We start from the raw sequence: 15,185 nt of genomic DNA on the forward strand, positions 1-15,185 counted from the left end.
GTCTCCACAACGCCCGCTGATAACCGATGAGGTCGGGTGCTATGCCGTCAAACAGGATCGCGCAGTGGCCGTCGGGCGACCTTTACCGGAAAGGTCAACATTGCCTTCAGCCCGCCCAGGTCGGATTGCCCGAGGGTCAAAGAGGCTCCATAGGCGTCGGCGATATCCGCACTGATTGCCAGGCCGAGCCCGGTTCCGTCCGGCTCCCTGTCGTCTGCGTTGTCAAGCCGCGCCCCCCTTTGCAGGATGGATTCGCGATCTTGTTCGGCGATCCCGGGCCCGTCGTCCTCGATAAGGATCGCAATCTCGTCCTTTGATCGATGAGCGGAGAAGCGAATAAACGATCGCGCCCATTTTGCCGCGTTGTCGAGCAGGTTGCCGAGGCACTCAGCCAGGTCGGCCGGATCGACGTCAAGCGAGAGCGAGCTATCGATGGAGACCCGCCAGGCGATATCCCGCTCGGCGGTGACAGGCCTCAAGACGCTGACAAGCTTGCCGCCGAGGCCCATGATGGACGTCGTCGCCATTCGTTCGACGCCCATGCGCGCCGCCTGCAATTGACGGTCGGCACGCTGGCGGGCAAGCTCAACCTGCCGAAGTGCCAACTTCCGTTCTTCGGGCGGAAGGTGTTCGGCAAGCTGCGCAAGGACCGTCAGCGGCGTTTTGAGCCCATGGGCAAGGTCGCTGGCCCGTGCCCTGGCGCGCTCCACAGCGACTTCCCGCTCCTCCAGAAGCAGGTTGATCTCGCTGACCAGCGGCTGCATTTCGCTTGGGCCCGCCGTTCCAAAGTCCCGGGCGCGGCCGGCTCGCACCGCCGCCGCCCTCTCGCTGAGGCGGCGAAGTGGCACCAACCCGAGGGCGCCTTGAAAAAATGCGCCGGCGGCCAAAACGCCGGCTGTCGCAACCAGCATCAGCCTCAAACGTCCCTGAAAATCACCTATCGCGGCATCAAGCTCCTTTTGCGGGAACGCCGCAGATGCGACGAAGCGCACCGAAGGCGCATTTGCGCCGAGTGACAGAACCTGACTGTGGACGAGCAATGGTTGCCCATCCGGACCTTCGCTGATGGAAAATCCCTCATAGGGAGAGTCGGTCGACGTGCGGACGTCGATTGTTGTGTCCCACAGCGAGCGTGACCGCATGGCTTTGCCCTTCAAGGGCGAAATCTGCCAGTATCGCCCGCCTGTCGGAAGGTCGAAACGTGGATCCGCAGGTCCGCGGCCCAATGTGAGTTCGCCGTCTCGCACTGCAAGTTCGGCAGCGAGCGTGTCGATTATCGTGGCCATTTCGCCGCGATATCGGGCAACGACATAGTCGGTGAAGAAGCGGCCGAGCGACAGCCAAACCACGAGTACTACCAGACCGATCGCGATCACCGCCCCGACCGCCAGTCGCAGCCGCAGCGAGCGTATCATGAAGGCGTTTCCGGCAACAGATATCCGAAGCCGCGCCGTGTCTCGATGGCGGCGTTTTCGGTTTTGCGGCGCAATCGCCCAATCATCGCCTCGACCGCATTCTTCGCTGAGTCATCGTCCCGGCCCTGAACATGGCTTGCCAGTTCGAACTGGGTCAGGACTTCGCCCTTTCTTTCAATGAAATACGCGACCATACGGTATTCCAAGGGACTGAGTTCGAGCACCCCGCCATCGAAAGTAACACGACGGGTTGTCTCGTCCAGGGTAAAGCGGCCCGCCGACTTGACGACTTGAAACCTTGGTCCGGCGCGGCGCAGAAGCGCCCTCAACCGGGCCACCAATTCTTCCGCGCGAAATGGTTTTGGTATGTAGTCGTCTGCTCCGGCGTCGAAACCGTCGACCCGCTCCATCCACGACCCACGGGCCGTCAACACCACGACTGGTGTTTCAACCCCATCCTGCCGCCATCGCTTCAAAATCGATAGACCATCCAGGCCCGGCAGGCCAAGGTCAAGGATGATCGCCGCATAGCTGCCATCCTCACCCCGCTCCCAGATATCGGGCCCGTGCGCCAACGTATCGACCGCATAGCCTTCGGCTTCCAGTTTTCCACGCACATGACCGGCGATATTGAGATCGTCCTCTGCCAGAAGTATGCGCATGTGTGCCTCAAAATCCGAAGACGTTTATGAATTTGCCGGTGTGGGCATTGATCCTGAGTTCGTGGATCACGCCCCGACCGTCTCGTGTCTTCAACCGATAGACATCTTTACCCCTGTATTGCCGGAGATCGACGGCGATGACAGTGCCGTATCTATCTGGATCAACCCCAGCGAGCACATCCTTCAAAGGCAGGACCCGCCCTTGAGCTACGGCGTCGCGCGCGTTCTCCTGGTCCATACTTTCCCGGACTTCCGATTGCCTTTGGGTCGGCTGCCCATCACGGCTATCGTCATTACTTGTATCCCCCGTGGGCGGGTTGCGTGCATCGCGGTCGCCGTTCGGGCCGGCATCCGAGTGGCTGCCTGCCGCGCCACCATCCGCGAATGCCTCGCTGCCCCCGATCATGTGTACGAGGGATAAGGCTAGGGACCAAGACAGAAGAACGCCAAGATGCCGTCGCCTCCGCGGCACGGCATCGCGCAATCCCGTCAGATCCAGCCGAACACGAATATTCATTATCCCTCGACAATTTGCCCGGCAGAATTAACCATAATAGTGACGAAACACGGGCCGGCAGATAATTTTCGATCAAATCCAGGCGCCCCGCATCAGTTCTGATGCGGGGCGCCTGGATTCATGGCCGACTAACACGGCCGGCATAGGGAGGCGACGAAGCTGCCGCCTCCGTGCAGTTAGCGTTGCTCGATTAGCCGGCGCCACCGGTGCCAGCACTTGTCTCACCGCTTGAGCTACCAGCACCTGTGTCGCTGCTTGCACCGCCAGCACCTGTGTCGCTGCTCGCGCCGCCAGCACCTGTGTCGCTGCTCGCGCCACCAGCACCTGTGTCGCTGCTCGCGCCACCAGCACCTGTGTCNCCGCCAGCACCTGTGTCGCTGCTCGCGCCGCCAGCACCTGTGTCGCTGCTCGCGCCACCAGCACCTGTGTCGCTGCTCGCGCCACCAGCACCTGTGTCGCTGCTCGCGCCACCAGCACCTGTGTCGCTGCTCGCACCGCCAGCRCCKGTGTCGCTGCTCGCACCRCCAGCGCCTGTGTCGCTGCTCGCGCCGCCAGCACCTGTGTCGCTGCTCGCGCCGCCAGCRCCTGTGTCGCTGCTCGCGCCRCCAGCACCTGTGTCGCTGCTCGCGCCACCAGCACCTGTGTCNCTGTGTCGCTGCTCGCGCCGCCAGCACCTGTGTCGCTGCTCGCGCCACCAGCACCTGTGTCGCTGCTCGCGCCACCAGCACCTGTGTCGCTGCTTGTACCGCCAGCACCTGAGTCGTTACTCGAACCACCAGAGCCTGTGTCACTTCCGGTACCGCCGGTGCCGTTGTCGTTGCCGCCGCTAGAACTGGTGTCATAGCCACCATTCGGGCCGGCTTCGAAGCTGCTGGTGGTTCCGCTATCTGCGAGCGCCGTCGCTGCCAGGGGATGGTTTGGACCAAGTGCCAGTACCGAGGTCACGACCGGCCCTCCAGTCACGCTGAGAAGGCCGATTGTCGAAACGAGCAACATCTTCTTGAATGCGCTATGCATGTCTTTATCCTTTTCCTTGTTTCGGGACGGGCGGAGACTGGCATTCGGCAACTGACAGGCCACTGAGCGTGGTTGTCAGCATTCTGTCAGGTATAGTGCACGCGCCTATGGCACTTAGCTGAAACGGAAAAAGCCGCGGGGAAAGCTTGCCCTTCGAGGCGCGGGCTCAAAGGCTATCTGAACTTTAGCTGGATTGCATGGGTGATGATTTACCTCGAGAAACGGTGGTGCCTCTCGCCGTGGACACGCCAGCAAGTGACATCTCACCCATACGGCAGGCTTTTCCAAGCGCCTTCGCACTCCCAGGCCAACTACGTGGGCGAGGGTGTCTTCGAAGTCATCATTTATGGCGCGATTGCCACGCTGGGCGCGGGAAGCAGCCTAATCCTTTCGCCAATCTTGCGCTGGAGGTTATGACGGATGGGGAACGATTGTTGGCTGAGCGGCCTCCATCCCGACCGGTGCCATTTACACGAGGACGTGCATCCGTTGCTGCGCGGCGGGAAGGCCCACAAGGTCTTGAACGGCGGCGATAATATCGGCCGGCTCCGTGCGCACGAGCCAATCTGGACTAACGTCGGAAAATCGCACGGTGTGGTTTCGATCGATGACGATTGCCGCTGGCATTGGCAGTTCCCATTTTCCGGCCTCTGTCGTTGCCTCCAGTTGGACCAAGCTGCTGGACGCTACGCGCCGCGAAGGCTCGTCCAACCAATACAGTATGCCGAAGCGGCGGCCGAGTACGTTGTTTCTGTCCGTGGCAATCCGGAAGTCCAGCGCTTGCTGCTCCTTGATCTCCCGCAGATTTTGCGGCGCTTGAGGGCTGACGCCAACCAGAGTTGCACCTATCCTTGCCAAGTCGGGGGCTAAATACCGATTATAGTAGGAGAGGGTGACATTGCACGTTGGCGATTTGGCGAAACGGAAAAAGATCAGCACGAGGGGCCCGTTTTCCAGAAGCACATCCAGAGTGAGGTCACCCTCATCAACCTCTGCCAGGGTGAAGGCCTGCACACTGTCTCCCCGCTTGACAAAAAGCGAGCGGTCGGCCGTTTCTGCAAGCAAACGTCGCTGATCCACATTCGCCTTCAGCTGATCGGCCGGCATGGTTGTTGCCCGCTTGTCGTGGAAATCGGCGAGTGTCTGATTGAGGCATATTTGCGGAGCCATGCTTTGCTTCCTTTACAAAACGGAGTGACGTTTTTGCGAGTAGCTTCGTTGCCATTGCCAGAGTTCAGATCACAAACTCTACCTTATAGTCTATAGAAATTCTAGACAATATTGACTGGCGATCTGACCCGACTTTGCCGGAATGAAAACGGGAATACTGTGTTCTTCACAGAGGTATAGGGATTGCAATTTTGAGCATATCCTGTCCAACCCTGCTTGGGCCTTACCTCACCATGGGTGATCACCTCAAAAGCAGGTGAGCATCGGCGCCCTGGCGGCGTCCAGTCCAACGTCAAAAGGAAAGCCGGGCAAACAAGTTCCAGCTTCAGGACATCCAAGACTTTCGTGGCGGCATACAGGATATACCGACGTCTTCGCTGCGGCGAACAACGGTCTGATCAGCTGAGCCATTTGAATGGCGGTCTGCCATCAAACGAAGGTTTGGACGAGATCCAGGCCTTACAGGTTTGGCGCGAAACGACGGAAGGTCGGTGGATTTAGAAGGAAAAGGCCTGGGTAACGTGCAAGGTCGCCACCCAGGCCTCTTATCGCTCCTCCCATTAATAATGGTGGCGATTTTCAGAGGCTTGACCTTGGGGACAGCCAAAACCCCAGCCGACCAGAATGGGGCTTTTCTAGCCAGCCAACTTTAATTTTAGCACTTCCTGAAATTACCACAATATAGTGGATCGTCATCCTCCTGAGCATTGGCCGATGGGCGGCGCTTGATGCCGCGCGCATCACTGCTACGCCTCCCGTATGGGATAAATGCGCTGTCGGCATCCGGGCCATCCGTAAGGCGTAAGGCCGGTCTTACAACGCCTATAACGCGTTCATAATTCGGATGGGTGGGCTGAACCGTGCGCGCGTGCCGATCTGCGGGGCATTATGGACTGAAACGCATCCCATCATTGACACAGGACCCGGAAACAACGAGAATTTAGCAGTACTTAATATAATGGATCCTGCCGGCCGCGGCTGCTAACGGTGCTTCGAGAAGGAGTTTCGCATGGCAAGGCTTGTTTCCGGCCCCGTGACGCAGGCGAACCGCTCCAGTTCCAGCAGCGGCCCGGCAAGAAGGGCGGGAGGGTTAACCAGGAATTTTCTGCTCGCAGCCGACCCTGAATGGTTGATCAGCATCGGGCGTTTCGTCACGGCGCTCTTTGCTGTACTGGCCGTCTATCTTGATCCCACGCAGCCGGCGGTATTTCTCGATGAATCGCAGACAAGCCTCGGACTGTACGTGGTTTTCTCCCTGCTCCTGGTCGTGTTCCCGTTGCGCATGCCGCTCGACAGCCCGATCCACCTCATCGTTCACCTAGTCGATGCCGCGGTGCTTGGTTGGCTCGCCTTTTTAACAAACGAACTCACCAGCCCGTTTTTCTCCTTTCTACCGTTTATCCTGTTGGCGATGACCATCCGCTGGGGCTTGAGGGGGGCGATACTCGGCGCGCTCACCATGCAGATCGTTCTTATCATTGTCGGTCTACCCGATTTGGAAGATGGCGAATCCGAGCTCAATGTGTTCATTATGCGTGCGACCTACTTCATGGTAGCGGCCGTGATGCTTGGCTATTTCGGGGCTTATCGCGAGCATAACCGGCAACGTTTGACGCAGCTCGCCGACTGGCCATTCGATGCCATTACCGGCGATCGGGCATCATGGCTCGGCGGATTGTTTCGACACGCAGCTGGAGTTTTGGGCGCATCTTGCGTGGTGGTCGTCTGGCGGGATCAAGAACAGGATATTGGTAGTGTCGCCTACTGGCTGAATAGGGAACTGCGGCTCATAGACGTTAGCGGTGCTGCATTTTGGGATCGGCACGATCCGGAGCATATGCCTGATTTCGGCCGCGGCGAAGCATCCGTGGTCAACGCGGAAGCGTTGTCGGCCATTCTCCGTGACCTGCCGGAGTTGGCAGGCGAGGCGGGTAGGCCGGTGAGATACATCTGCTCGGCAATGTTTTCCAGTGTTCGATATCGCGGCCGGGTCTTCGTCATTGATCCGGCATGCCGTTCAGATGAGTGCGTCTCGCTCACCGAAATTGTTGCGATGAGGTTCAGGTCAGAGCTGGAGCGCCTGGCACTGATGCAGCAAGCTACCGAAGCGGCACGGTCAGCGGAGCGCACCCGCCTCGCCCGGGACCTGCATGACAGTATTCTGCAGGACCTTACGGCGGCAAGCCTGAAGCTCAAGCTCATCGCCAAATCGGCACCCGACGAAACGAAGGCGAATGTGGCGGATGTCAACGCACTTGTCTTCCACCTGCAACAGCGCATCAGGCGGTATGTCGAAGGTCAGCGATCGATCGACCAGTATGCTGACGCGCCACTCAACCAGACGCTGCCGGGCTTGATCAAGCTTCTACAACAGCAATGGGATTGCCAGATCGAGATCTCCCTGGACCCACCGGATATCGACCTGCCCAAAACGATGCTGCATGAAATCATGCAGCTTGTGTCTGAGGCTACGGCCAATTCCATCCGGCACGGCAAGGCGACACAAGTGCGGATCACGCTCATTCTGGTCGATGGGAGGCTCGAACTCGAAATCTCCGACAATGGATTGGGGATAGAAACCGACGCTATGTCGAAACGGCCCTTGTCACTGTCCGCGCGCGTTAGCGAACTCAAGGGGAACCTGACGATCGGCCGCGCATCGCCGGGGCTTAATCTGTTGATCGCATTACCTTTGAAGCAGGGAGCCCATTGATGTATTCCGTGGTGCTCGCCGACGATCATCCTTTGCTGCTTCGCGGACTGCAGGGTCTGTTAAACGCAGCGACGGAGTTTGAGGTTCTGGCGGCAACGGCGAGCGGGACGCAGGCGCTGTCGCTCATATGCGATCTCCGGCCCGATCTGGCCGTACTCGATGTTTCGATGCCGGATACCGGCGGGCTGGAAATTCAGCGGGCCATTGTCGAGAGGCGGTTGGTGGTGAAGGTGATCTTCCTCGCTGCGAGCCTGACGGGCCGCCAGATCGCGGATGCGATCTCCATGGGGGCATGGGGTATCCTATTGAAGGAATATGCTCCCGAAGCACTGCTGGACTGTATGCGACAGGTGGCAGGCGGAGAGAAATGGTTGCCCCCCGAATTGGTGACCAGGGCAACGAGCGCGCTGCCGTCCAACACCCCTGAAAAACTCAATCTGCTGACCACGCGTGAGCGGGAGGTCGCGGTATTGATCTGCGGCGGATTATCAAACAGGGCGATTGCACAGAAACTGGGAACAACGGAAGGAACGATCAGCATCCATCTGCACAACATTTATCGCAAATTGGGGATCACCAATCGCACCACGCTTGCCGCGCTCCATGTCCAATATAGGGCCAATCAAAGTGGCTGATCAAACCGCCGTCACAGAGGGCCGCGTGGCCAGAATTGTCCGGGTCGGACTTGGGGTGATCGTTGGGGTGGGCTTCGTCTACCTTGCCATGCGCAATGTCAGGCTCGATGAGGTTGTCACCCTGCTTGCCGGTGCGACCCTTGCGCCACTCCTGCTTGCCGTCCTTGCGTTTGTGGCCGACTTCTTCCTGAGGGCGGTCCGGTTTTGGATGATGTTGCAGTCGACGAGTGGTCGCGATCTTCCGTTGCGGCTGACGATCGGCCCCTTTATTGCCAGTTTTGGAATGAGCGATGTTCTTCCCTTGCGGGTGGGAGACGCCTTTCGGATTTTGTGGTTTAGCCGCCAATTCTCCATTCCCGCGGGGACGGTCATGGGCACCATGCTGGTGGAGCGCATCCTCGATTTGGTAACCATCGCTTTTTTGGGCGGTGTGGCACTGGCCATGCTGGACCTGAAGGCTCCGCCCGCACTGGTGTGGAATTTCCAGCTTTTGCTAGTCATCGCCCTTGCCGGCGGGTCGACGTTGTTGTTCGCCCCGGCGCTATTATGCCGCCTGCTCGAAATGTTCTTCAACCGGGTAAAATTCGCTCCCGTTGTGGTGGTGATCGCCGCGTTGAAAGCTGCATCCCAGGCTGTCAGGCAAATCAGCTCCTGGCGCAGCCTGGTCACACTAACGATTATGTCGCTTGCCTTGTGGCTCTTGGAAAGCGTCGTCTTCCTCGGAGCCTGGGTGAGTTTGGGTGGGGCAATCGATGTCCTAATGAAACCGTTTCTGGCGTTCGCCTTCAGCACACTCGGGACATTAGTGCCCAGTGTTCCCGGTCATTTCGGCCCGTTTGAATTTTTCGGACTTCAGGCTTTTGCGTTGGCCGGGGTGGAGACAGGGATTGCAGCAGCTGTCGTGTTGCTGGCGCATCTCATCCTGTGGGCGCCGACTGCCCTCTTTGGGGTGGGCTGGCTGATGTTTGCGGCGTCACGAGCGCCGGATGCCACGCGACGGGCCCAGAACGCAGATTGAATGCCGTTGCGATGCACCCACGCGTTCTCAGAGTTTCGACGCGTCAGATCCGAGCGGGAACATATCATTTACCGAGGCGCCGATCTTGGTCGCGCCGGGGCTCAATCATGCTGAGCGGTTTTGCGCATCACATAGACGCGGCCGTCGGCCTCGGTAGCGATGTTGACGAGTGAAAGATGTTGCTTCAGCTCCGCCTCGGTGACGGCATAGAAGCGCCAGTCGATGCGGTCGAGGTAGGCAACGTAGGAGTTTTCCTGTGCCAGCTTCGTCCGCAACGTCTCCAGTTGCGCCTCGAAGGGATTGGCCGGATCGTCGAGGCCGGTTCGCAATTTCACGCGATCCGGAACGAAATGGGCGTCCCGCCTCAGCAAATATGCGATGACATCGCCGCCGTTGCTGTAGATTTCCGCATCCGCCGGCAGGCCACGGAGTACTTTTATAGTCGGCGAATTCACCCATTCACGGCTGGCGTAGCCGACCCCAGAACGAAAGGCCTCAGTGGATCGTACGGCGGTACGGATTACATGGCTGCTGATGACAAGAACGGCGAGGCACACAAGCCCGCGATGCAGGAGTTTTATTCTCGTATTTTCTTCATCCCTGAGATGAGCGAGGATGATCGTCGTCATCAGGACCGTGGTCACGTAGACCGGAAAGGCGTACCGGCCATTCAAAGCCAGATTGGCCTCAGCCGATGTCGAAAGAACGATGAAGCCCATGTAGAAGATGAAAAACAGCCCAAAGAGGGTGGGAAGCATATCGTCAACCACTTTTGCCTTCTGCGCCTGTTGCAGTGTTCTGCGGGCATGAAGAAAAGTCAGGCTGGCCACCGCCACGACAAATGTACCGAACAGGGCGATACGCACCGCAACGGGTACCTGGTCAGGCAGAAGCCAGGCCGTCAGCGCGGTCAGGCTCGTCATCCACTCCTTGGATCCCATGTTGCCATAGAACCACAGCGCGCGACCGACCGAGCGGCCGCTGATGATATGGCTCATGACAGCCCAGCATAAGAAGATCGACGCGCTCACGACCGCGAACAGCACAACGTCGCCGAAGCGGCGCGCCGGTGCGTGCCGGGGATTGAGAAGAAGGCATGCCGCAATCGCCGCACCAAGCGGCGGCGCGGTGAAGCGGGCAAGCGTCGCAACACCGAGCACAACTGCGCTTACCTTCAACCAAGTCCTGTCCTCGGTTTCGAGATACAAAAGAAAGACAAGCACGGTCGCCAGAAGAAAAAACAGGAACGGGGGCTCCGACATTGCCAGAGAATGCAGCGTCACGAACTGAGGCGAAAGCGTCACGAGCGCGGTACCGGCAGCGGCATATACAAATTGACCGGTGGCTCGCATCAGCAAATGCCAAATCAATGCCGTATTCGCACACACGAAAAACAACCCGATTGCCTTTGCGCCGGCAGTGATATCAATCCCGTTCAATGAAGCGAGCATCAACATCCACGGATAGAGCGGCGCATCATAGGGGCGCTCGCTGATTCGCATGTACCGTAAGCTGTCCGGATATATTCCGATGCCGTGGCGGGTGTTGATCAGGAACAAAAGCATGGACAACAGCACAAAGACTGTGCCGCCAATCCAATAGAGCCGGCTGCTCGGATCAATGACTGATGGCCGGGCGTTGTCTGTCGAATCGAGGATAGGAAACTGCATTGCCAGGCCCTTATCTCAGACTGTACCGACGCATTTCAGATGATGCCGCGAAAGACCCGCGTGATGTTTTTCGCGATGAAACGAACAGTTGCCTCGCCCAGACCGCGCGAAAGTATCTCATCCAGTGCTGCGATAAGCCTGTCGATCTGTTCTTTCTTCACGATGAAGGGCGGCATGAAGTGCAGGATGTCCCGTGCACCCGGCTGGAAGTGCACCAGTATATCGTGACCGTCATACAATTCGCGCACGAGCGCGCCGATCAGCACGGTCTGATAGGTCTGAAATAGCGGGTTCTTGCTGATATCCACCAACTTTTCGGCAAAATCCTGCCGGAAATTCAAGCGGATTGCTTGAAACATGCCGCGTCCGCGCACGTCGAGGATCTGTTTCGGATGCTTCGCCTTCAGTCCGTGAAGCTCTTTGGACAGATAGCCGCCCATGCTTTCGGCTTTTTCGATCAGCCGTTCATCCTGCAGGATATTCAAGGTCTCGATTGCGACCGCGCAGCTCTCGCCAAGTCCGCTGAAGCTCGAGCTGTGTAGATTGCAGTCCTTCTTGTTTCCGTAGGCGCGATCAAATAAGTCCTGTGAAGTCACCATCGCCGCGACCTCGCGCTTGCCGCCGCCCAACGTCTTTGCAAGGGTCACGATGTCGGGAACGACATTCTCATGCTGAAAGGCGCAGAACTTGCCGCTGCGCCCCATGCCAACTTTGACTTCGTCGAAGATCGAAAGAATATCGTTGGCCCGGCACAGTTGCGCGAATTCCGTCAAGTAACCAGCGGGAGGGATTTCGCAAGACGTGCCCCGGATCGTCTCGACGATTGCGGCAATGATGGGATTGTTGCCGCGCTCGTCAGTCTCTGCCTTGATCGCGTCTCGCAGTGCTTCGATGTTTCCGTAGGTCACGTAAACGACGTTTTCCTTGGGCACACCAAGAAGGAAACCTGATTGTACGTCCGTTGCCGTGGTGAGAGACAGGGCTCCATGCGTCTTGCCGTGAAATGCGCCCTGCATACAAAGGAATTTGTTCTTTCCTTTGGGCGTCTGCACACGCTCGCTGAGTTTCATCGCAGCTTCGTTGGCTTCGGCGCCTGACACGGCAAGGAAGGAAACCTTCAGAGGCTCGGGCAGGAACAGTGAGAGATTGTAAGCAAGTGCGCCCTGCAATTTATGGGGCGCTACCTTGATGCAGTCAATTATCTTGCGCTCGTGGCATTTCTGCTCCGCCTCGATGATGCGCGGATGATTGTGGCCAAGCCCCAGCACGCCAAGGCCTGCTGAAAAATCAAGCAGCGTGCGGCCATCGTTCAGCCAGATTTCAACACCCTGTGCACCTTTGATATCCATATCCTTCAAGCCGAGGATATCGAACAACTGCAGCATGTACTTGTTCAAATGCTGCGAATAAAGCCTGTTTGCCGCAGCATTGTCGAGGTCAAGGCATTGATCGAGCGAAAGCAGCGATCGATCGTAACTTCTTATGTTTTCTGATGGGGCTGTTATTGGTATTACAGTCACCTGTTATACTCCCAACCGATCACTGGGTTGAAGTATTTTCTAACATGAGCAGCAGTGCCGCGCTATCTAACGAACTATATAGACGCAATGGTCTTTATCGCTGAACCGCCGCCGGAAACTGGGAAGGGGGAGGGCGATGGTAGCCTCGCCAAGCCTTAGCTGAGCCGAGTGCCGTTCCTCTCAACGATCTCAAAACGCCAGCCGTCGAATTCAAAGGCTTTAGCCATGCCTGCTCTATTTTGGGTTTGGCGGATTGAGGCGAGACCTTCGGCGAGAGGCTACGATGTGAGTTCGTCGGTTACCGTCGCAGGGCCTGCAGCAGCCGCGGGCACCAAAACGATGGACATCTTTGGTCTTCGGCAGAACTCTCGGCACTGTTGTAACTTCGATCTCAAGCATGGGAAATGAAAGCCGGACCCCGAAGACCGGTGTCAGCGGGGCCGTCAATCTTGAGCGGCAGACCCGTTTTGCTGGTTCTTGAACACAAGCGCCTTGCTCATGCTGAAGTTGAACAGGAAAACGAGTAGAAGTGACGCGCATTGTGCAGCGACGTAGTGCATCATTCCGAGCAGGACGCTGAAAGCCAGGATGTTGATTAACGCCCCGAGGGTGGACACACCCACGAATTTTGGCATCGCGATCCAATGCGGATCCGCAGAGCGAAAAGTGAAGTGCCGCTGAAGGAAATAGTTGACGATGACGGCGCCATAGAAAGCCACTGTCGATCCCAGCGTCTTGTTCAGGCCTGCAATCTCCACGAGTGCAATCAACATTGCAACTTGCAAGCTCGCTGCGATCGAACCGAAGAGGAAATAGCGCACAAATCTCGACTGCAAAACATGGTTCATGTGAACTCGCAGATCAGGCCAGGAATGCAGTGCGCCCAGCGTTGCGCTAATCTTTCAGTAGCTTTTTCTAATAATTATGGCTAGAAGTTATTTATTGTTTCCATCGTCACTCAATGTAACGAGAGGGTGGGCGTCAAAGGTCATGTTGCGTCATTTTGAACGTGCTATTTTGGCGCTGGCGGAGACTGTGGTGGCGGAAAGGCAGCCGGGGGGAGACATCTCCGGTGTCCTGGGAAAAAGTGTGGCGCAGTTTCTAATGTCCGTACACGCTCGGATGCCTGACTATCTTAGTCCGTTGTTTTACGTCCTTGTTCTCATTTTTAATGCTTCACCCCTTCTGCGGAAGGGAAAGTTCTTTCACCAATTGTCGCTTGGCGACCGCTTGAGCGAACTCGACACGTGGCGTCGGTCCCGGATTGAGGTCCGGCGCCGCTTCGTGGAATTCTATGGTTCACTCGGTGTCTTTGGCCTGTATTCAGATCTTTACGGGACGGACTATAAACATGATCAGCTTCCCACGGGGAAACGGGCTCAGTCTCGATAAAATCGTCGCGGACGTCATAGTGATCGGGTCGGGCCCCGGTGGAGCTGTGACAGCATCCATATGCGCTGAGGCAGGCAAATTCGTTGTCATGCTGGAAGAGGGGGAGCATCTTCCATTAGAATCCGCGCCACATTTTTCGCGTGAAGAAATATTGCAGAAGTACCGGAATGCCGGCGTCAACATAGGGTTCGGCTCAACGAAACTTGCCTATGTTGAAGGATGCTGCGTCGGGGGCGGGAGCGAGATCAATCGGGGCCTTTACCACCGCATTTCCGCGGAGGTTCTGGAGAATTGGCGGCGTGACTACCGGGTCGAAGCGCTGACGGCATCCGACCTCGAACCGCATTTTGCGGCGTGCGAAGAGGTTGCCAAGGTACAGTACCTACCTGGCCCAGCGCCGCAGTTGTCGGCAAAGCTCGCGTCCGGTGCCAGCAACCTCGGTTGGGCATGTCTTGAGGTCCCCCGCCTGTACGCATACGCCACCGATCTCGTGACGGGTTCTCCTGGCCGAAAACAATCCATGTCGGAAACGTTTGTGCCTCGTTTCATGAAGGCCGGGGGTACCCTCATGGCGGGTACCCGCGCAACACGGATCTCGCGGGGCTCCGGAAGCTGGATTGTCACCGCGCTTTCAAAGGACGGCAAGAACTGGCGGCAACTTGAACTTAGCGCGAAGACCTTGTTCGTCGCCGCAGGCGCGGTACAGACGCCGTGGCTGCTGCGCCGCTCCGGAATAAAAACGAATGTCGGCAATAGCCTGAGATTTCATCCTATGCTCAAGGCGGTCGCGATGTTTCGGGACGAAATAAACACACCCGGAGAACTTGAGCCCGTTCACCAGATCAAGGAGTTCGATCCACGTTTCAGCATGGGCTGCTCGATGAGCAAGCGCCCCGCACTCGCACTCGCCATGGCAGTTCATCCGGAAATGACCGAGGCGGTCGACCGTGACTGGCGTCGCATGGCAATATACTACGTGCAGAGTACTGGAGGGACCGGGCTGGTCAGGAGCCTGCCCGGCTTCCGCGATCCGCTTGTGCGTGTCAGTCTTCACCCGCCAGATCTGAAGGAATTGGCCGACGGACTTGCCCGATTGGCCGAGGTTCTCTTTGCCGCCGGCGCGGAGGCGGTCTACCCGAGCATTCCCGGCTACCCCGCGCTCCTTTCGCCAGCCGACATCGCCAAGCTGCCGGAGACGATTTCGCCAAAGCAGGCGAACGCGACGGCATTGCACCTGTTCTCATCCTGCCCGATGGGTGAAGACGAACAGAAGTGTGCAGCGGATTCATTCGGCCGCGTGCATGGACTGGATGGGCTTTATATCGCCGATGCGTCGCTGCTTTGCGGCCCGACTGTCGTTAATCCGCAGGGCACCGTTATGGCCGTCGCGCGCCGGAACGTGATGCATGCCATCAGTGCCGGCGCGATCTGAGCGCGCAATTCACAGTGGGTCGGA

At 57.9% G+C, this 15,185-nt stretch carries 11 protein-coding genes; 4 read left to right on the top strand and 7 right to left on the bottom strand.

What is annotated here, in order from left to right; translation table 11 throughout:
* Nucleotides 1-47: 47 nt before the first annotated feature.
* The 4 genes from ASC96_RS11940 to ASC96_RS11965 all read right to left on the bottom strand — a co-directional run bounded on the left by ASC96_RS11940 (nucleotide 48) and on the right by ASC96_RS11965 (nucleotide 4,781).
* Nucleotides 48-1,415, bottom strand: coding sequence for a HAMP domain-containing sensor histidine kinase (locus ASC96_RS11940; protein WP_060503261.1), 1,368 nt, complete (start codon nucleotides 1,413-1,415; stop codon nucleotides 48-50).
* Nucleotides 1,412-2,077 (bottom strand): response regulator transcription factor, encoded by a 666-nt coding sequence (locus ASC96_RS11945; protein ID WP_060503262.1) that lies wholly within the window; start codon nucleotides 2,075-2,077, stop codon nucleotides 1,412-1,414. Before ASC96_RS11945 ends, ASC96_RS11940 begins: the two co-directional genes overlap by 4 nt.
* Nucleotides 2,078-2,084: 7 nt before the next feature.
* Nucleotides 2,085-2,594 carry a PepSY domain-containing protein gene (locus ASC96_RS11950; RefSeq protein ID WP_060503263.1) on the bottom strand — a complete coding sequence of 170 codons (510 nt, stop codon included), beginning with the start codon at nucleotides 2,592-2,594 and terminating at the stop codon, nucleotides 2,085-2,087.
* Nucleotides 2,595-4,079: 1,485 nt separating this feature from the next.
* Entirely contained in the window at nucleotides 4,080-4,781 is a 702-nt protein-coding gene (locus ASC96_RS11965) for a peroxiredoxin-like family protein (protein WP_060503266.1), read from the bottom strand.
* A 1,009-nt stretch (nucleotides 4,782-5,790) separates the two neighbouring features.
* Here ASC96_RS11965 and ASC96_RS11970 point away from each other — a divergent pair.
* The 3 genes from ASC96_RS11970 to ASC96_RS11980 are packed head-to-tail and all read left to right on the top strand — an operon-like array spanning nucleotide 5,791 to nucleotide 9,147.
* Complete coding sequence (locus tag ASC96_RS11970) at nucleotides 5,791-7,494, top strand: histidine kinase (RefSeq protein ID WP_060503267.1); 1,704 nt, start codon at nucleotides 5,791-5,793, stop codon at nucleotides 7,492-7,494.
* On the top strand, nucleotides 7,494-8,129 hold the full coding sequence (locus ASC96_RS11975; RefSeq protein WP_060503268.1) for a response regulator transcription factor: 636 nt from the start codon (nucleotides 7,494-7,496) through the stop codon (nucleotides 8,127-8,129). Before ASC96_RS11970 ends, ASC96_RS11975 begins: the two co-directional genes overlap by 1 nt.
* Nucleotides 8,122-9,147: a lysylphosphatidylglycerol synthase transmembrane domain-containing protein gene (locus ASC96_RS11980; protein WP_060503269.1), complete on the top strand. Its 1,026-nt coding sequence runs from the start codon at nucleotides 8,122-8,124 to the stop codon at nucleotides 9,145-9,147. The genes ASC96_RS11975 and ASC96_RS11980 overlap by 8 nt, the downstream gene beginning before the upstream one ends.
* A gap of 101 nt (nucleotides 9,148-9,248) precedes the next feature.
* Here ASC96_RS11980 and ASC96_RS11985 read toward each other — a convergent pair whose 3' ends face one another.
* From ASC96_RS11985 to ASC96_RS11995, 3 genes are all read right to left on the bottom strand, one after another.
* The gene (locus tag ASC96_RS11985; RefSeq protein ID WP_060503270.1) at nucleotides 9,249-10,817 is read right to left on the bottom strand and encodes a glycosyltransferase family 39 protein; all 1,569 of its coding nucleotides are present in this window, start codon (nucleotides 10,815-10,817) and stop codon (nucleotides 9,249-9,251) included.
* A 35-nt stretch (nucleotides 10,818-10,852) separates the two neighbouring features.
* Entirely contained in the window at nucleotides 10,853-12,337 is a 1,485-nt protein-coding gene (locus tag ASC96_RS11990) for an aspartate aminotransferase family protein (RefSeq protein ID WP_156397445.1), read from the bottom strand.
* A gap of 443 nt (nucleotides 12,338-12,780) precedes the next feature.
* Complete coding sequence (locus tag ASC96_RS11995) at nucleotides 12,781-13,185, bottom strand: GtrA family protein (RefSeq protein ID WP_060503272.1); 405 nt, start codon at nucleotides 13,183-13,185, stop codon at nucleotides 12,781-12,783.
* 503 nt (nucleotides 13,186-13,688) lie between these two features.
* Here ASC96_RS11995 and ASC96_RS12005 point away from each other — a divergent pair.
* The gene (locus ASC96_RS12005; RefSeq protein WP_060503274.1) at nucleotides 13,689-15,161 is read left to right on the top strand and encodes a GMC family oxidoreductase; all 1,473 of its coding nucleotides are present in this window, start codon (nucleotides 13,689-13,691) and stop codon (nucleotides 15,159-15,161) included.
* The last annotated feature ends 24 nt before the right edge of the window (nucleotides 15,162-15,185 follow it).

This window comes from Rhizobium sp. Root1204, assembly GCF_001424965.1.
Classification (GTDB): Bacteria; Pseudomonadota; Alphaproteobacteria; order Rhizobiales; family Rhizobiaceae; genus Pararhizobium.